The sequence below is a fragment of the Muribacter muris genome (assembly GCF_004569585.1).
Classification (GTDB): domain Bacteria; phylum Pseudomonadota; class Gammaproteobacteria; order Enterobacterales; family Pasteurellaceae; genus Muribacter; species Muribacter muris.
The window spans coordinates 88,683-108,151 of the sequence record NZ_SPPA01000005.1 but is presented as its reverse complement, the minus strand read 5'-3'; the positions used below and the strand labels follow the sequence as shown (position 1 = coordinate 108,151).

At 46.4% G+C, this 19,469-nt stretch carries 14 protein-coding genes; 7 read left to right on the top strand and 7 right to left on the bottom strand.

The features are described 5' to 3' along the window. Positions 1–233: 233 nt before the first annotated feature. From galT to E4T80_RS03600, 3 genes are read left to right on the top strand one after another with little or no spacing between them, the layout of a single operon-like run. Positions 234–1,292, top strand: a complete 1,059-nt coding sequence (gene galT, locus E4T80_RS03610) for a galactose-1-phosphate uridylyltransferase (RefSeq protein WP_135055028.1) — start codon at positions 234–236, stop codon at positions 1,290–1,292. A gap of 10 nt (positions 1,293–1,302) precedes the next feature. Next, positions 1,303–2,469, top strand: a complete 1,167-nt coding sequence (gene galK / locus E4T80_RS03605) for a galactokinase (RefSeq protein WP_135055026.1) — start codon at positions 1,303–1,305, stop codon at positions 2,467–2,469. Between the two features lie 19 nt (positions 2,470–2,488). Further along, a complete protein-coding gene (locus tag E4T80_RS03600) occupies positions 2,489–3,496 on the top strand; it encodes a galactose-1-epimerase (RefSeq protein ID WP_267899459.1) in 1,008 nt (335 codons plus the stop codon). A 52-nt stretch (positions 3,497–3,548) separates the two neighbouring features. Here the strand turns inward: E4T80_RS03600 and E4T80_RS03595 are convergent, their stop codons facing one another. Genes E4T80_RS03595 through E4T80_RS03585 form a run of 3 tightly spaced genes read right to left on the bottom strand, consistent with a single transcriptional unit; the run spans position 3,549 to position 6,556 of the window. Further along, complete coding sequence (locus tag E4T80_RS03595) at positions 3,549–5,087, bottom strand: glycosyltransferase family protein (protein ID WP_135055022.1); 1,539 nt, start codon at positions 5,085–5,087, stop codon at positions 3,549–3,551. A 50-nt stretch (positions 5,088–5,137) separates the two neighbouring features. Beyond that, complete coding sequence (locus tag E4T80_RS03590; RefSeq protein WP_233437159.1) at positions 5,138–6,016, bottom strand: hypothetical protein; 879 nt, start codon at positions 6,014–6,016, stop codon at positions 5,138–5,140. A gap of 18 nt (positions 6,017–6,034) precedes the next feature. Beyond that, positions 6,035–6,556: a porin family protein gene (locus E4T80_RS03585; RefSeq protein ID WP_047976447.1), complete on the bottom strand. Its 522-nt coding sequence runs from the start codon at positions 6,554–6,556 to the stop codon at positions 6,035–6,037. A gap of 155 nt (positions 6,557–6,711) precedes the next feature. Here E4T80_RS03585 and rmuC point away from each other — a divergent pair, with 155 nt between their 5' ends. Continuing rightward, positions 6,712–8,316, top strand: coding sequence for a DNA recombination protein RmuC (gene rmuC, locus E4T80_RS03580; RefSeq protein WP_135055020.1), 1,605 nt, complete (start codon positions 6,712–6,714; stop codon positions 8,314–8,316). Between the two features lie 298 nt (positions 8,317–8,614). Here rmuC and alr read toward each other — a convergent pair whose 3' ends face one another. Next, on the bottom strand, positions 8,615–9,739 hold the full coding sequence (gene alr, locus E4T80_RS03575) for an alanine racemase (protein WP_135055018.1): 1,125 nt from the start codon (positions 9,737–9,739) through the stop codon (positions 8,615–8,617). 121 nt (positions 9,740–9,860) lie between these two features. Here alr and E4T80_RS03570 point away from each other — a divergent pair, with 121 nt between their 5' ends. The 3 genes from E4T80_RS03570 to treC all read left to right on the top strand — a co-directional run bounded on the left by E4T80_RS03570 (position 9,861) and on the right by treC (position 13,173). Further along, positions 9,861–10,784, top strand: coding sequence for an SPFH domain-containing protein (locus E4T80_RS03570; protein WP_135055017.1), 924 nt, complete (start codon positions 9,861–9,863; stop codon positions 10,782–10,784). A 45-nt stretch (positions 10,785–10,829) separates the two neighbouring features. Continuing rightward, the gene (locus E4T80_RS03565) at positions 10,830–11,276 is read left to right on the top strand and encodes an NfeD family protein (RefSeq protein WP_135055015.1); all 447 of its coding nucleotides are present in this window, start codon (positions 10,830–10,832) and stop codon (positions 11,274–11,276) included. A 274-nt stretch (positions 11,277–11,550) separates the two neighbouring features. Next, a complete protein-coding gene (gene treC, locus E4T80_RS03560; RefSeq protein WP_135055013.1) occupies positions 11,551–13,173 on the top strand; it encodes an alpha,alpha-phosphotrehalase in 1,623 nt (540 codons plus the stop codon). 178 nt (positions 13,174–13,351) lie between these two features. On the opposite strand, the gene recB is transcribed toward treC, so the two are convergent. The 3 genes from recB to E4T80_RS03545 form a co-directional block, all read right to left on the bottom strand. Beyond that, positions 13,352–16,927, bottom strand: coding sequence for an exodeoxyribonuclease V subunit beta (recB, locus tag E4T80_RS03555; protein WP_135055011.1), 3,576 nt, complete (start codon positions 16,925–16,927; stop codon positions 13,352–13,354). Positions 16,928–17,010: 83 nt separating this feature from the next. After that, positions 17,011–17,805 carry a TatD family hydrolase gene (locus E4T80_RS03550; RefSeq protein WP_135055009.1) on the bottom strand — a complete coding sequence of 265 codons (795 nt, stop codon included), beginning with the start codon at positions 17,803–17,805 and terminating at the stop codon, positions 17,011–17,013. A 50-nt stretch (positions 17,806–17,855) separates the two neighbouring features. Beyond that, a complete protein-coding gene (locus tag E4T80_RS03545; RefSeq protein WP_135055007.1) occupies positions 17,856–19,460 on the bottom strand; it encodes a carbon starvation CstA family protein in 1,605 nt (534 codons plus the stop codon). Positions 19,461–19,469 lie beyond the last annotated feature (9 nt).

The window sequence follows — 19,469 nt, the reverse complement described above, 5'->3', positions numbered from 1 at the left end:
GGCACAAGGCTTGTGCCCGTTATCATCTTTTGACCTTGCCTGATCACCAGCGTTCCTACAATGATATTGAAAGGTCTATTTTGTGCGTTTAATCCATAACATCGCCTAATCTCTTTCCAAGCCGACCGCTTGTTATGGTGGAATTTCTTGCGGTTTTGTGATCTCGCTCACATAATCTTTATCTGCCTTTGGTTATACTCTCTCCATTTCAATTAAAACTTAAAGAGCGTATTATGAGCGAAGCCTTTATCCTCAACGATCACCCTCACCGCCGTTTTAACCCATTGAAAAATCAATGGATTCTCGTTTCGCCTCATCGGGCAAAACGTCCGTGGCAAGGACAGCAAGAAACACCGGTGCAAGACGAAAAGCCCAGTTACGATCCGAGCTGTTACCTCTGCCCCGGTAATAAACGCATCACCGGCGAGCAAAATCCGGCGTATCAAAAGCCTTTTGTTTTCCACAACGATTTCTCTGCCTTATTACCGGATACCCCTGCCCCGAGTAGCCACGATGATCCGCTGTTCAAATGTGCGCACGCTCAAGGCGAAAGTAGAGTAATCTGTTTTTCCCCCGATCACAGCAAAACCTTGCCGTTATTAAGCAATACCGAAATTGAGCAAGTCATTCAAACGTGGCAAATGCAAGCTAATGAGTTGGGCGAACGTTACCGCTGGGTACAAATTTTTGAAAATAAAGGGGAAATGATGGGGTGTTCCAATCCTCACCCTCACGGGCAAATTTGGGCAAGCAATTTTCTCCCGAATGAATTAGCCATTGAAGACCAATGCCAAGCGGACTATTTCGCCCAATATCAATCGCCGCTATTACTCGACTATGCCCAGCGGGAATTACAATTAAAAGAGCGGATTGTCGTAGAAACGGCGGATTGGATCGCTGTTGTACCTTATTGGGCAAGCTGGCCGTTTGAAACGCTATTACTGCCGAAAGCAAAGCAGTTCACCTCTATCACACAATTAAATCAAGCGGAACGAGCCGATTTTGCCTTAGCATTAAAAAAACTAACCACCCGCTACGATAACCTATTTAACATCAGCTTCCCATATTCAATGGGGCTTCATTTCGCCCCTTTCCGTCAATCCGAACAATCTCACTGGCAACTGCACGCGCATTTTTATCCGCCGCTGTTACGCTCGGCAACCGTGCGTAAGTTTATGGTTGGCTATGAAATGATGGCGGAATCGCAACGGGATCTTACTCCCGAGCAAGCCGCCGAACGCCTACTTGCCGTCAGCCAAGACATTCACTATAAACACACTACTGCGTTATAAAGGGATTATTATGACTTCAAGCTCTTCTCCAATCATCGCTTCAAATACAGCTTTCGAGCAACATTTCGGCTACCCTGCACAGAGAACGGTTTTTGCACCGGGGCGGGTAAATATTATCGGGGAACATACCGATTATAATGATGGCTTTGTGATGCCCTGCGCGATTAACTACGGAATGGCGGTCAGTTTTAGCCCACGGGACGACAGTATTTGGCGGGTCTATGCTATTGATATTCACGAAACGGACGCTTTTGATATTAAAAAACCGCTTCCCCACAGCGAAGATAAATGGAAAAACTATGTGCGGGGGGTGATCCACTATATTCAAGCCCGTTGCCCTGAATTTGTACAGGGAGCGGATATTGCTATGACGAGTAACGTGCCGATGTCATCGGGGTTAAGTTCATCGGCGGCACTTGAAATTGCGATCGGCAAGACCTGCCAAGTGCTAGGCGATCTGTCGCTCTCTTTGACCGAGATTGCCCTCATCGGTCAGCAAGCTGAAAATCAGTTTGTCGGCGCAAACTGTGGCAATATGGATCAGCTCACTTCGGCACTGGGTCAGAAAGATCATTTAATAATGATTGACTGCCGTTCCCTTGAGATTACGCCAACGCCTGTGCCGCAAGGCTATGCGATTGCGATCATCAATTCCAATGTCAAACACGATTTGGTAACGGGCGAATACAATAGCCGCCGTCAAGAGTGTGAAATCGCTGCCCAATTCTTTGGGGCGAACGCCTTACGAGATGTCAGCCCCGAACAATTTAGCGAACGGGCATCGGCACTACAACAATTTAATGAACTGGCTTACAAACGAGCCAAACACGTTATCAGCGAAAATCATCGGGTCTTAGCTGCCGCTGATGCACTCAAATCAGGAGATATGCAAACACTCGGCACACTAATGGCAGCATCACACGATTCAATGCGTGATGATTTTGAAATCACGATTCCGGAAATTGATTATTTGGTCGAACTAGCCCAAGTCGCAATCGGTAAAGACGGGGGAGCGAGAATGACCGGCGGCGGTTTCGGGGGCTGTATCGTCTGTTTAGTACCGGATCACAAGGTCGAACCGCTACGCCGCTTAATTGCGGAAAACTATCAAAAACAGACCGGTATTCAAGAAACGTTTTACCTCTGTACCGCAAGCGATGGGGTAAAACTGATCTAAGCACAGCGTAGCCTGTGCGATATTCAAAGGGGGAAAAATGAATCTCTATGTACTGGAAAATGACAGGCTAAAAATTACACTGGCGGACATCGGTGCAAGTTGGCTCTCTTGTCAGCTCACTTTAGAAAATGAGATACGGGAACTGTTAGTCGGCACAACGCCGCAAAATTGGCATCGCCAAACGGCTTATTTCGGTGCAACCATCGGGCGTTACGCTAACCGGATTGCCCACGGGCGTTACTGTCTTAACGGTCAAACTTATCAACTGACACAAAATAACGGCAAACATCATCTGCACGGCGGCACAATGGGAGCGGATAAACAGCGCTGGCACGTGGAATACGCAACACCACAAGCGGTCAAATTCAGCCGCATCTTTGCAAACGGTGAGGAAGGCTTTGGCGGCGAAGTTACCGCGACCGTAGAATATTGGCTGACGGATAATCAGCTTGATATTTGCTTTTATGCCGTCAGCGATCAAGACACGCCACTTTGTCTGACCAATCACGCTTATTTTAACCTCTCAAATGCTCCGACCATTCATCAGCATTTATTGCAGATCAATGCGGATACCTACCTGCCCGTCTGCCAAGAAGGCATTCCAAACGGCACATTAAAAAGCGTGGCACAGACCGGCTTTGATTTTCGCAGTCCAAAACCGATTGGGCAAGATCTATTGCGTGATGCCGATCAACAATGTGTTAAAGGCTACGATCACGCTTTTTTACTTGCAAAAAAATCGGCAGATCTCACCGCTTGTCCGCCCGATGCCGTACTCAGTGCCGATAATATCCGCCTTGAAATCCGTACCACACAACCGGCATTACAAGTTTACACCGGCAATTTCTTAGACGGGCAGCCAAATTATACTCAAGGTACTTACCCCGATTATGCGGGCGTTGCCCTTGAACCCGGCGTACTGCCCGATACGCCAAACCACCCTGAATGGCAGATGTTAGGCGGCATCAGCAAAGCCGGCGAGATTTATCGCCACCATATTCAGTATCGTTTTATCACGTCTGGCTAATTTTCCTGCACAAAAAAAGAGATATTGTACTCAATATCTCTTTGTTGGCTCTTTAAGCTGTTTTCCACGCCAGTCGCAGTGTTAAGGCGTGTTGAATATCCTCTATGACATTCTCCCAATGTTCTGAAATATAACTATTCCGGAAAGACTCAATGCTTGGATACCATTTATTCGTTTTCCCTTCAAGCCCCCATCGCCAATCTACAATATAAGGGAGCATTACCAGTGAGGGAACACCCATTGCGCCGGCAAGATGCACCACGGAAGTATCCACTGCCACCAAATAATCAAGGTGGGTCAGAGCGGCTGCCGTGTCGGTAAAATCTTGATAATCTTTTGCTAAGTGCAGAATTTGGTATTTTTCCAGCAAGGCAATTTCGTCGTCATTACAGGCTTTTTGCAGGCAATACCAATCAATATCCGCTAGTTTAAACAGCGTTTCAATATAGTCTAAATTATGGATTGAACGGAACTTATCATTTTCGTGGCTCGGATCGCCCCGCCAAACAATACCGACTTTTAAATTTCCCGTATCGGCAAATTGCACTGCCATTGCCGCACTCTTTGTCGGATCTGCCGACAAATAAGGCTGTCGTTTCGGCAGATAATCAAAGGGCGTATTCACATACACTAATATTTCGTGCGGATAGACCCAATAGTCAAACTCGTCCAATTCTTGAGCGATCTGTTTTGCATCAATCACTTGATCGATATCCGGATGCGTTTTTAATAATTCAACAATCGGGGTTTGGGCAATCCAAACCGTTTTGCTCGCCCCTTGACGTTTTAAGTAATGGGCAAGTTGTGCAAACATTATTTCATCGCCTAGCCCAAATTCCGTCCACACAACAATGGATTTGCCGGCAAGATTTTCACCTTTCCAACGCTTTGCATAAAGGCTTTCATCCGGCGGTGTCGGCGTTCTGCGTAGATGATTGTCCTTCAATAGCATTTCCCGTTTACGAAAACCTTTTTGGTAATTACCGCTAATAATGGTTGAAAGTATGGCAAACATTTGGGACGATGACCCCATTCTATCCACACAACGTTGCCAATCCATTTCGGCTAATGTGGGTAGCTGGCGATCACTCAATAATTTTTGGCGAGTGAAAAACGGAAAAGATGAGGTAGGCGCAATCTGCTCATACTCGTCCAGCAGTGCAAAAATCGTGTCTAACGGGGCATTATCCCGCATTTTTTGATAGAACTCATCGGCAATTTGGCTGAGATTTTTCTGGGCGCGCTTTTGAAAAACCCAAACATTCGGATTTTGATTTTCAACATACGTCAATATAGTCGGGCAGAAAGCTTGGATCAATTCAGGTAAAGTTTCCGAACTTGCCTCCAATAACAGTAATCCGTAATTTTCCAATACTCTTGCCCAACACAAAATACTCTCTTTCGTATAAGCAAGATCATTGCCGACAAAAATGGCATATAAACTGGCTGGCTTTGTTGAATGTAGGCGATCTTTCGTCCCTAATTTGCGTTGCCACGGCAGCACATTCAATGTTTCGAGAAAGGAAGTCTGAAAATGGCTGACAAAATCATCAGAGCTAATCTGCACGGCGGGCTTTAGTGCGGTGGTCATAGTTTTCGTATCATTATAATAGACGCAATAAGTACGTCTATTATAAAAGATTATTTTGATTTCGCTAAGGTATTCTTAAGGGTCAGTGTTTTCCCCTGCTTATCTTTAATCTCAATTTGAGCCGGTGCATTTTGTGTTTGGTGCGAAATCACGATCACATTATCCTGTTGAAGTAGTTGCTCAAACTTCCCTTTCACATTCAAATTAGCCGTCGCCACCCCGTTATTGAAAATTAAAAATGTGCCTAACGGCGTAACCCGAATTGTTTGCAGCCCTAAACGTTCCTTACTGGATACTTTATATTGCGGGGCTTTCTTTCCTTTATGTTGAGCAATTTTAGCTTGATCGGTCAGTTGCGCAACCAGTTGTTTTAACGCCTGCATCCCTGCATTTTCCACATTCTGCGGCTCGGCTGATACCACATTTTCCGGTGCAGTAACCGTATCCGAAAAAACGGCTTCGCCGATAAATTGTGTCGGTTCGGCAGCGGCTTGAAGCAACAGCGGAGCGCCATTCTTAGCGGAAGCCACCAAAAATAAGCGAGAACCGATTTTCTCAAATCGAATATGGCTGCCTGACAGTTTGCTCTCCAATTCAGCGATTAACGCTTTAATAGTCGGATCTTGCTGATTTTGTACCGATACCTTTTGGCTGCCGTCTAATTCATAACTGATAAAGCCCACTTTAAGACGCTGGGCTAATTGTTGGAGTAAATGCCCCGCTTCCCCTTCATACGCCAACGGGAGCTTGGCTTGCTCATAACGGCTGATCGCCGGATCTTGTGCAAACGCCACACTAGCAAATAATGCGCCGGAAATCAGGCTGGCAAGGATTTTTATCATCTGTTTTTTCATTTTTTCTGCCCATCTTGAAATGAGCGAGCTGCCAATATTGATCAGCAACCCGCCGTTTACACATTTTTGTTGCAATCTCACCGCTTGTCAGACTTAGAAACGGTATGACACATTGGTGCTAAACGCATTACCCTTTAATTTTGTGCCGCTGTGTTTTAAATGACTTCTCAGGTATTCAACCCCTAGCTCAATATCGTTTGATACCGCATATTTTGCCCCTGCGCCATAGCCAATACCTTTAAAACTGCCAATATCGCCAACTTTACTGAGGCTGTAATTCACTTTCGCATAAGGCATTAAATCCGGTAACACTCGGTAGCCTTGCTCATACGCAACACTGAATTGGCTTTTCTGCTTCACGTCATTAAAAATTTTCGTGCTGCCCAATTTAGCTTTCGCTTCCACCACACCAACCAACTGATCGCCGTAATCCATACCGTAATCGACCACTAAATTTGCTCCTGTTGCCTGCTTGCCTTCCAAACCGGCACTCTTATATTTAACGGTAGTCAAATCTACCCCGACTCCTAAGCCACTAAAGGTTTCGCCAACGGGCGCAGCCAATACGGCATTTGAAGCTAAGAGCGTAAATACTGCTAAAGTTAATTTTTTCATAGGTTTTCTCCGAAGATTAACGAGATAAAACAAAGTGTAACGGTTCACAACCGCTAATACAAGAGAGAACGCCATTTCCACCAAAAGTTCCCCCCTTGATTTCATTTCATAAAACACACTACAATACCACTATATTTTTTTACAGTAGCAACATAATGAATAATACTATTGATCTTTGGCTTTATTTGATCATTGCCCTACTCGGCGCAACGGCACTCGTTCTATTTTTTCGCCAATCCCGCTACCAACGAGATGCGTTAGAGTTAAGCCGAGATTTAGAACTTGCCAACGGGCAGCTTGCCACCCTCTCCGAAAAGCACGAATTGCTGTCAGCACAAAAACAGCACATTGAGCAGTGGGCGGTTCAGCAACAGACCAAAGCGGAAACCACCCTTGAACGCTTAAACGAGCGGGATCTCGCTATTGCGCAGTTACAGCAAAAAATCGAACAAGCGGCAGCACAAGAAAATCAGCTTGAACACTATATCAATGAGTTAAAAGAACGTATCGGCTCGGCACAAGCAAAATCGGACAGTTTAGAGGAACAACTACATCACCAACTCTCTGTCGTTGCCGACAAAGCGCAGGAAAATCAGCATTTACATTCACAACTATTGCAAAGTCAGCAAGCTCTCACTGAAATCCGCACCACATTGGCGGAAAAGCAGACCCATTTTGAACATCAACAACAGCAGTTTTTAGAGGTTCGTCATCAGCTCAATGTCGAGTTTCAGCATCTCGCTCAACAAATTTTAGACGAAAAGAGCAAATCCTTTGCCGAAAGTAATCAATCGGCACTCAACCTATTATTGAAGCCTTTTAAAGAGCAGATCGAAGGCTTTCAAAAACGGGTGAATGAAGTGCATTCCGAAGCGATCAAAGGCAATGCTAACTTAGAAGCGGAAATCAAACGGGTATTAGACATTGGGCTTTCAATGTCCCAAGAGGCACAAAATCTCACCTCTGCACTAAAAGGGAATAACAAAATTGCCGGAAACTGGGGCGAAGTTCAGTTGGAAACCGCTTTACAAACAGCCGGATTGCTCAAACACGCCCACTACCTTGCCCAAGAGAGCTACAAAGATGAAGAAGGCAAACGCTTTGCGCCCGATTTTGTGGTGAAATTGCCGGACAATAAACATTTGGTGTTAGACAGCAAAGTCTCGCTGCTTGCCTACGATCAAGCGGTCAGATCCGAAGAACATTTTGCTATTTCACAAGCATTAGACGAGCATTGCCGCTCGCTCCGCCAACATATCGACGGGCTGGCTAAGAAAAATTATAGCCATCTCATCGGCATTAAAAGCCCCGACTTCGTGCTAATGTTCGTCCCGATTGAGCCGGCATACATTGAGGCGTTAAAACACGATCCGCACTTGTTCCATTACGGCTATGAACGCAACGTCATTTTAGTTTCTCACACCACCCTAATGCCTATTTTGCGTACGGTGGCAAATCTTTGGCGGATTGAACGGGGCAATAGTGAGGCTCGAGAAATCAGCGAAAAAGCGGGCGAGATTTACAATCAGGTCTGCGTGATTGCCGAACGTCTAGCCAAACTGGGCAATAGCCTTAACAGTGCCAGCAATCAATATAACCAAACCGTAACCGCTTTGGTCGGCAAACAAGGCTTGCTCGGCAAAGTCGAACGTTTTCAACAACTTTCCAATAAAGCCAGCCAAAACGTCCCGCAAGTTGAATTGTTGGAAACCGACTGGGATACGGCAAAACTCACGGTGATTGCGGAAAATCACGCCTAGCCGTTTACACATTTCGGGATATTACGGCATTATGTAGCAAATACACAAAAATAGACATTTTAACAGAATGTAGGGACGCACTGCGTGCGTCCTTTATAAAAATCAAATTATTTCAATAGGTTAAAATCCGGACACACGCAGTGTGTCCCTACAAGCGAATAAAAAAACAACTTTGTGCAATTGCTAAATAATATTGGGATATTATTAAACGGACGCTAGCGTGGCGTCCCTACAAATTCAAATTTGTATCATCGCAACACAATATTGCAAATATTCGAGTAAAACTCACCGCTTGCAGTTAATCCCGATATTCCGTCAGTACCCTTGGGGTGAGTTTCGTGATCAATTCATAGTTAATCACGCCGATCGCGGCGGCAACTTCTTCAATCAGCAATTCTTCTCCCCATAAAATCACTTCATCACCGACTTTATCTTGGCTCTCTGCGCCTAAATCGACCGTCATCATATCCATTGAAACTCGTCCGACAATCGGTACTTTACGCCCGTTAATCAGCACCGGCGTGCCTTCCGGCGTATTTCTCGGATAACCATCACCATAGCCGATCGCTACTACACCGATTTTTGTGTCCTTCGGGCTAATCCACCCCGCCCCATAGCCGACCGGCTCACCCGCTTGGTGCGTACGCACTGCAATTAAAGAAGAACATAACGTCATCACTGGTTTGAATCCCAATTCGGTAATCGGTTGTTCGTGAGGGGAAATGCCGTGCATAATAATGCCGGGACGTACCCAATCATAATGGGCATTTTGCCAATACAGAATACCGCTTGAGGCAGCAATACTACGCTGCACATCATAAGGGCGGCATACGTCCTCAAAGGTGGCGATCTGCTTTTCCGTATAGCCTGCATCCAATTCATCCGCTCGGCTAAAATGGCTGATAAATTGAACCGATTCAACTAATGCACAGGCTTTTAAGCGTTGATAAAACGCTGCAACTTGCGCAGGGTGTATGCCAAGCCGGTGCATTCCCGTGTCAATTTTCAACCAAACGGTTACTGGAAAATACAGTTTAGTTTTACGTTGCCAAAAGCCTTTCTGCTGTTCCGCCAGCCATTCATTTGCCGCCTGCTCCAGTAATTCCAACTGTTCAAGGCAATGAATCACGGTATCAAATCGGCGGGAGAGGGTTTTCAATAACTCTTCTTTATCGAAAAAACCTTCCAGTAGCACAATTTTTCCGGCATAGCCGGTTTCTTGAATCGTCAAGGCTTCTTTAATGCGCGCCACGCCGAACGCATCTACCATCGGCGCTAACTGAGAGATGATCTGACTAATCCCCTGTCCATAGGCATTTGCCTTTACCACCGCACAAATTTTGCTGTGTGGCGCAAGGGATTTGATGAGTTGCATATTATGGCGTAATGCACTGCCGTTAATTATTGCGGTTGCCGGTTTCATTATAACGAAAGGAAATGAATAATAGGCGGAATTATACGCTTAAAATATGAAAAAGCCCTAGTTATTCCAGCAAAATTGGTTATTATATCCTCGTCTATCATACTGAACTAAGGAGCTAACTATGGCTGATTTTATTGGTTTCCCGATTGTTTCACTCGTTTTTGTGCTATTCGCAATCGTGGTGCTATTTTCAACGATCAAAACCGTGCCGCAAGGCTATCACTGGACGGTTGAACGCTTCGGACGTTATACCAAAACACTGACACCGGGACTTAATATTGTTGTTCCGTTCATCGATCGCATCGGACGTAAAATCAATATGATGGAGCAGGTGTTGGATATTCCGTCCCAAGAAGTGATTTCAAAAGATAACGCCAGTGTGTCGATTGATGCCGTCTGCTTTGTACAGGTTATTGATGCCAGACGTGCAGCCTATGAAGTCAATAATTTGGAACAGGCTATCGTCAATTTAACAATGACGAATATGCGTACCGTGCTAGGTTCAATGGATTTGGACGATATGCTTTCCCAACGGGATCTCATCAACGGACGCTTGTTAGCCATTGTCGATGAAGCGACTAACATTTGGGGAGTGAAAGTTACCCGCATTGAAATCCGTGATGTCAGCCCACCGGCAGAATTGGTGGCGGCAATGAATGCACAAATGAAAGCGGAACGAAACAAACGGGCGGATATTTTAGAAGCCGAAGGGATTCGTCAAGCCGAAATTTTACGCGCAGAAGGGGAAAAGCAATCCCGTATTCTCAAAGCGGAAGGGGAACGCCAAGAAGCCTTTTTACAAGCAGAAGCCCGTGAACGTGCTGCCGAAGCAGAGGCAAAAGCGACTCAAATGGTATCCGATGCGATCGCAAACGGCGATACGAAAGCGATCAATTACTTTATTGCGCAGAAATATACCGAAGCAATCAAAGAAATCGGGTCTGCCGACAACAGCAAAATCGTGTTAATGCCCCTTGAGGCAGGTAATCTCATCGGCTCGGTGGCTGGCATTGCCGAGTTGCTCAAAGGTGAGAAAAGTCAGTAGTAAAAATCAAGGGCGAACCTCGCCCTCTTTAATAAGGAGCTTAATATGGAATGGCTTTCCGGCTGGTCGGCTTGGCTAATTCTCGGCTTTGCCTTACTGATCTTAGAAATCGCAATCCCCGGTGTTTTTATAGTTTGGTGGGGATTTGCCGCTATTTTGGTCGCAGGGCTTGTTGCGTTAATCCCCGTTCTGCCTATGGCTTGGCAAGTTACCGCTTTCGCTGTACTGGCAATCGTTTTCAGCCTGTTATGGTGGCAATATCAGCACCGTAAAGATGTACAAGCCGATCAATCGACCGAACTCAATGCCCGTGATCACACAATGATCGGCACACAAGGCGCAATTATTGAAATACTGGATAACGGTATCGCACGGGGTAAATTTGGCGATACCACTTGGCGTGTGGTTGGCGAGCACCTCAAACTCGGCGATAAGGTTACCGTCTATAAAGTGGAAGGGATCACCTTATTTGTCAAGGTAGCACCACATTGATAGTTCGCCCATTATACGAGCAGCGACACAAATTTAATATGTAGTGGAATGGGAAAACACGGGCATTACGTTCGTCATAATTTTCGCCTAAAGCAAAAAACATCAAAAGAGACAATGCGAAACCTTATTCTCCATTTTGTGTCGCAATACCAAAATTGTGAGCTGTGATGACAATCTTATCTATTTTTGCTTATTGAAGCCGAACTGGGAACGTTCCCAATCTAATTTTAATGGGTTATAATAGCCGAAATTTTCAGCGTATTCGGAGAACAAAATGCAACAACCTTGGTGGCAAAACGGGGTCATTTATCAGATCTACCCCAAATCATTTCAGGACACCACCGGCAGCGGCACGGGGGATATTCAAGGTATCATCAAGCGGTTAGATTATCTGCAAACATTGGGAGTGGACGGCATTTGGATTACGCCAATGTACGTCTCACCGCAGATCGACAACGGCTACGACATAGCCAATTACCGTGAAATCGATCCGAGTTACGGCGCAATGGCAGATTTTGAACAACTTATTCGTGAAGCCCACCAACGTAATATTCGCATCATAATGGATATGGTGTTCAACCACAGTTCTACCTTCCACCAATGGTTTAAACAAGGCGAAGATCCGAACAGCGACTATCACGATTTTTACATTTGGCGCGAACAACCGACCAACTGGAAATCCAAGTTCGGCGGCTCGGCGTGGAAATGGTCGGACAAAGCACAAAAATACTATCTGCATCTCTTTGCACCGGAGCAAGCGGACTTAAACTGGGAAAACCCGAAACTACGGGCGGAACTGTACGAGATTTGTCATTTCTGGGCGGCAAAAGGAGTGGACGGTTTGCGTTTAGACGTAGTGAATTTAATTTCTAAGCCCGAAGTGTTTGAAGATGACTTAGAGGGAGACGGTCGCCGCTTTTACACGGACGGGCATAAAATCCATCGCTATCTACAAGAGCTGAACCAAAATGCCCTCAAACCGTTCGGATTGATGACAGTGGGCGAAATGTCCTCGACCCGCCTTGAACATTGCCAGCAATATGCCAACTTGGACGGTACAGAATTGTCGATGACCTTCAATTTCCACCATCTCAAAGTGGACTATCCTAACGGCGAAAAATGGACATACGCCCGCCCTGATTATGTCGCCTTAAAATCCATTTTCAACTACTGGCAACAGGGAATGCACGGCAAAGCCTGGAATGCGTTATTTTGGTGCAACCACGACCAACCGCGCATCGTATCCCGTTTCGGTGCGGAAAGCGGCGAACTCCGCACAGTGTCGGCTAAAATGTTAGCAATGCTGCTGCACGGTATGCAAGGCACACCTTACATTTATCAAGGGGAAGAAATCGGAATGACTAACCCGAACTTCCAAACCATTGACGACTATCGGGACGTAGAAAGCCTGAATGCCTATGCCGAATTGCAAGAAAAAGGGCTGAACGCCCCGCTTGTAATGCAGATTTTAGCACAAAAATCCCGTGATAACAGCCGCACTCCAGTGCAATGGGACGCTTCCGACAATGCCGGATTTACCCACGGCACACCTTGGATTGCTGTTGCGAAGAATTATAAGGAAATCAACGTAGAGCAAGCCCTCGCTGATCCAAATTCCGTGTTTTACACCTATCAAGCCCTCATTAAACTGCGTAAAACATTACCGATTTTAACCGAAGGCAATTACTGCGATCTATTACCGCACTCGCCGTCCGTTTGGGCTTACCAACGCCAAACGGCGAATGACACGTTCACGGTACTGGCAAACCTTAGCGATCAGACACAATTTGTCGCCCTTCAGCCGCCGGGCAAGGTGATAATGAATAATTATGCCGAGCTCACATACGCTGAGAACGGTATTCAGTTAGCCCCTTATCAAGCAGTCTATTTCCTCTAAATTTTTGCAAAACGCACCGAAAAGTGCGTTTTTATAGAGGTAAGATAGTATTGCATCATTGCCCAAAGTTAATATTCCTCGCAGATGGGACGCCACGCTGGCGTCCGTTCAATCGTATCTTGAAATAGGGCGATTTGATAATGGGCGATACTTTACGTCCTGCAATCTTGAGGGTGCGTTAGCCAAACAGTTGATCTAATGCCTCGATCAGTTCGACACTCGGTTTATCAAAAAATACGCCGCTTTGCGGGCTGCCGTTCATTCCTCTTAAAAACAGATACGCCACGCCGCCAAAGTCTCGTTCGTATTGATATTGGCTACCTAAACGGGTGCGTAAATAGCGGTGCAGGGCGAGGGTGTAAAGCAGGTATTGCAAATCGTAGCGGTACTGCGTCATTATTTTTTCTAGCCGCTCCAGTTGATAATCTTGCACAAAATAACCGAGAAAATTCGATTTGTAATCAATGAGATAGAATTTATCTTGCCATTGAATAATGCAATCGACAAAGCCTCGGATAAACCCTTCTAACTGCTTTAATTGCAGATCCGGCAGCGATTTTGCCAAACGGCTATGCTGTTTCAATAATTGATTGAGCTGCGGGAGCGCATTTTCATTTTTCAGCCTTAAATAAAATTGCCACTCGTTCAAACGTTTGTCGGGGTGAATGCTGTTAAGGCACAAACCTTCGGGGATTAAAGGGGTATGGCTGATTTTTTCAAACCACTCTTGCAATGGCGCAAGCCACTGTTCGCCCAAATCAAGGGCTTCACAAAGGGAGATCAGTTGCTCAGCGGAAATTGGTTGCGAGAAATCCCACTGTTCAAACAGTTTATGCAATAGATTACCTACTTTGGTGCTATGCGGGAATTGATAAGGGCTGTAAGGCATAGGCGTATCCGGATCGTCTAACGGTGCGGCAGAGGTAAACTGGCGATCGTAATCCTGCGCATCATCGCCGAAGATCGCAGGCGGTGAATTGCTGCGGTTATTTTGTAAAAATTCATTTTGTGCTTGCAAGGCACTGAAGCTGGTAATCAACCCTTTAGGGATAATTTTCCCGTGGAAGAGGCGTGCCGAGCCGTTCGGCTGCGGCAGGCTATGTGGCTGCCAGTCGTCTTGAGGAATGTTGCCCGTCAGTGTGTGTAACTGACATTCAATCCCTTTTTGCTGAAGATAATCTGCTGTGGGCTGTGGCAGTTGCGTTTCACCGTTGCTCAATAGATAGTGCATCGCACTCCATTGTTTACCAAACTCCTCGGGCAAAATGAGGTTGAGCTGATATTTCGCCCGTGTGATCGCCACATAGAGCAGACGCAGATCTTCCGCATAATCTGCTTGATTGATGAGCTCTTTTACCTCATTGGATTGCGAGCCGAAATCCCACGCCAATCTGTGTTGGTGGTTGCGGTAAACCGTCAGGGCTTTGCTTTTCACACCTTGGCTTGCTTTGGCTGCAAAGGGTAGCCAGACAATCGGGTATTCTAAGCCTTTTGAGCCGTGAATGGTGATCACTTTTACCAAGGCTTCTTCACTTTCCAATCGCTGTTTTTGATCGTCCGCCAGCCCGTTCGGGTTTTCTAACTGCTGCTGATACCAACGCACGAGAGCGGCTTCATTTTCCACGTCTGCCATCGCTTCTTGCAGTAATTCGGCAAGATGGAGCAGATCGGTCATACGCCGTTCTGCGTTCGGCTGACTGTTGAGGCGAGCGAGCAGCTCGTGCTGTACAAACAGGCGGTGTAACATCGGCAAAATACCGTGCTGCTGCCAAATCTGCTGGTATTGAACAAATTGTTCTACCCAACTATCCCACTCGGTTTCGTCATTTTTGAGCTGATACAGTGTCTGTGCATCCAGCCCCCACAATGCCGTGCCGAGCGCTGCCAATAACGCTTGCGGTTGGTAAGGGGTTAATGCCGCTTTTAAGATAAAGAGCAGATCTTGCGCTTCGGGGCTTTCATAAACGCTGTTGCGTTCCGAATAAAAAACCGAACGAATGTGGCGTTTTAGCAAGGCTTGCCGTACTAGCGTGGCTTGCGTATGGCTTCGGACTAAAATCGCTATATCACTGGCTTGAACGGCGTGTTGCCCGTCAGCATCTTGCCGATAAAATTGCTGTTGCTCGGCACGTTTTAACTGTTGCTGAATTTGATAAGCACACCACTCGGCACACTGCTTTTCATTATAGTCGGCTAATAAATAGTACTGGGTGTTTGCCTCTCCCTGCAAGCTGTCGGCACGGAGATTGGATTCCACCGGATAAAAGGCGATCCCGTGGTATAAAAAGGGGCTACGCTCACTGTCCGGCGGGAAAGTAAACAGTTGGTTGGTGCTTTGCACCACCGCCGGTACGGAACGCCAGTTGCGGTTGAGGGTATATTTGCCAGCAACCTGATCAGCAGCGGTGAGATAGGTAAAAATATCTGCACCACGGAATTTGTAAATCGACTGCTTCGGGTCGCCAATCATAATAAAGCCCTGATTTTCTACTTTCGGCGGCATAAAAATCCGGCTAAAAATCTCGTATTGGGCTTGGTTGGTATCCTGAAATTCATCGATCATTGCAAAGGGGAACAAGCGGCGGATTTGGGCGGCAAGGGTTTGACCTTGTGCCTCATCAAACAATGCCCGATGCAAAAAGTGCAGAATATCGCCGAAACTTTTTTCCCGATGCTGTTGCTTATAATCGGCTAATTTTTGGCGGACACGCATTAAAAATTGGAACAGTAATAACGGCTTTTGCTTATTGGCAAAATTTCCCCGATAAACGACCGCTTGTTGCTCGATCTCAACAAAAAGCGGTGAGTGAAGCGGTTCAGCCCCCTCTTCTGCAATCAGGTTGAAATTGGCTTGGCTGAATTTTTCCCATTGAGCAGGCAAAATATCCTCGTCCGATGTCGCCCACGCCGTCAGTTTTTGCTGATAACTATTGAGATGTGAGGCGTTTAACTTACGCCGATTCAACGCTTTCGCTACGCCGCTGGGGTATTTCTTTTTCTGCTCTTGTGCCACGAGTTCCACAATCTGCTGCCCGTTTTCCCGCCAAAAGGCTTTTGCTGTAGCGATAAACTGACGATATTCTCCCAAATGTGTCGCGAGATCTTGTCGCATCAGTTGCTGTTGTGTTGGGGATAGATCGGGTAAATCGCCGTAGAGATAGGCTTTGATTTCGTCTAAAACATATTGCGGGTGGTGTAATTCCTGCCGCACGACCGCTGCTTCATTTTGCGCCATTGGGTAAAACAGCTCCCGCCAAGTGTCCTCACAGAGTTGTTGCAGCAATTTTTGCTCGTCCGCTTGTAATTCAATATCAAAACGAATACCGGAATTGAAAGCAAATTGAAATAACATTTTTTGGCAAAAACTGTCAATCGTGAAAATACTGGCGAGATCCATCTCCTGTTCGGCAATACTCAGCCGTAGCAGAGCTTCCTGTAAGTTCGGTTCAACCTGCTGATAGAGTGCGAGCAGAAAAGGATCTTGACTAAGCATTGTCGAAGGGGCTTGCTGATGTTGTTCAAACAGTTGGGCAACGGTTTTGATTTTATCCCGAATCCGATCCCTGAGCTCTTGGGTAGCGGCTTTAGTGAAGGTTACCACTAAAATTTGCTCAACGGAAAGCGGTTCGCACCCCACACCTAATAGTAAGCGGAGGTATAAATTTGCCATTGTGTAGGTTTTGCCTGTGCCGGCGGATGCCTCAATCAAGTTGGATTGGTTAAGCGGTAAAGTAAGCGGATCGAGAATGTGCATAGCGGTCTTTCGCAACGTAAATATCGCCCTATTTTAGCATTACAAGCGGGGCGATTTGGGGGGATTTTTGCAAAATTATGCGGTTATTTTCGCCAAAATAGCTGTTCGCTTGTCTGCCAAATAGTCTCGGCAACGGTATCGGGGGATTCCGCACGCAGTTCGCACAGGGCATTAAAGCTGACTAATAGCCGCTGCGGGCGGTTGGGCTGCCCTTGATAACCAAAGACGGGCATATCGGGGGAATCGGTTTCCAGCAGTAAACTATCCAGCGGCAATTTGCGGATTGCCTCGCGGGTTTTGTTGGCTCGAGCATAGGTAATCGTACCGCCTACACCGATTTTATATCCTAAATCGACAAAACGTTTTGCCTGTTCATAGCTGCCGGCAAAGCCGTGAACTACGCCCGTGCGGTTTAATCGGGCGGTTTTAAGATGCACCGCGAGGGTGTCGTGGCTTTTGCGGGAATGCAAATTCACCGGTAAATCGTAGCGTTGTGCCAAAGCAAGCTGTGCGGCTAAAAAATCCTGTTGCTTTGCCCATAACGTCGGCGAACAAACGGTTGCCACTGCGTTTTCCAAACCGATTTCGCCGACTGCTGTACAAGCGGGATCTCGCTCGGCTAAACGGCGTTCGAGTAAATCTAAATCCGCAGCGCTGTGTTGCTCAATGTAGAGCGGGTGTAAGCCGAGTGCGTAGGCGATATGTTGGGGTTCGGCACGGCTACAAGCGGTAACATCGGCAAAGTTTTTTGCAAAAACCGCCACCACCAAAATCCGTTCCACTTGAGCAGCTTGGGCATCGGCACATAACGTCGGCACGCTTAGTCCAAGGGTGCTTGCGAGGTAGTCTAAATGGGTGTGAGTGTCAAAAAATCGCATTCTAGTTGAAAGAAGAAAGCGAGGAAGAACCTCGCTTTAAAATGAGTGAATTAGGCTTTTTTCTGCGCGTTATTATCATCGACAAAGGCATCGGGATCTTTATCGCCCATTGGTTTGAGCAAGGTAAAGAATAACACGGTGCAGAGTGCGGTGAGGGCGAAGCCGATATAAACGGATAATTGGTAATCCAAGCTGAAACCGACTTTATTGTTTGCCAAGTAGGTAAAGCAGACCGTGCTGATAAACATTGCCGGCAGCGTACATACCCAGTGGAATTTGTTATAGCGGTAGAGGTAAGCCGCTGCCGTCCATAACATAATCATCGCAGTGGTTTGGTTCGCCCAAGTGAAGTAGCGCCATAATAAATTGAAGTCTACTTTAGAGGCGATGATATAGAAACCGAGTGCAAAGATTGGTATTGCGATCAGTAAACGCTTCGCCAGGGTACGTTGTTCGACTTTGAAAAATTCAGCGATAATTAAGCGAGCGGCACGGAAAGCGGTATCGCCGGAGGTAATTGGTAAAACTACCACGCCTAAAACCGCAAAGATCCCACCGACAAAACCTAAGAAGTGTAATGAGGAATCATAGACCACTTTAGACGGTGAGCCGGCATCAATTGCCGCTTGTAGCGCTTGCGGGTTTTCATAGAAAGAGAGACCGACCATACACCAGATTAACGCAATCACCCCTTCAGCGATCATTGCACCGTAGAAAATAAAGCGACCTTCTTTCTCATTTTCCGCACAGCGTGCCATTAAAGGTGTTTGGGTGGCGTGGAAGCCGGATAATGCCCCACAAGAAATGGTGAGGAACAATAAAGGCCAAATCGGTACATCCCCTTTTACTTGGAAGTTTTGGGTGAATTTTTCCCAGCTCATACCGTCAACGGTACGGAAAAACTCAATCGGATCAGTCGCACTTAAGTGGCTACTGATTAAGCCGTACACCATACCAATAGACATAAACATCAGTAATGCGCCAAATAGCGGATAGATTTTACCGATGATTTTGTCTACCGGTAGTAACGTGGCGAGAATATAGTAGCCGAAAATAATCGCTGTCCAAACGGCAATAATCATCGGCTTATCCATTCCCCATACGGTAATATCGCTTGCCGCCACAGTTGCCGTACTGACGATTTCTTCGGCATTATTGAGGGAGAGCGTACCGTTGCCGCCGAAAGCGTCCATTGTAATGGTGCTAAGCAGTTGGGCTGGGCTAGTCACGAACACGAGTCCGACAAGGAACAGTAAGACGACCGCAAGTAAGTTAATAAACATTTTAACCGGCGAACCTAAATATTTACCGGCAAGCGTCGGCATTGAAGCGCCGCCGTTACGCACGCTCAACATACCGCAGAAATAGTCGTGTACCGCACCGGCGAAAATACAACCGAGGACAATCCACAACATAGCGACCGGCCCGTATAATGCGCCGAGAATTGGCCCAAAAATCGGGCCGGTACCGGCGATATTAAGGAGTTGAATCAGCCAAATACGGCATTTTGACATTGGCATATAATCAACGCCGTCTTGCATTGCATAGGCAGGCGTTGTTTTTTTCGGGTTGATCACAAAGATCTTTTCAATGATTTTACCGTACACAAAGTAACCGAGTACCAATACGGCAACACAGAAGAAAAACCACAACATAGGAAAACA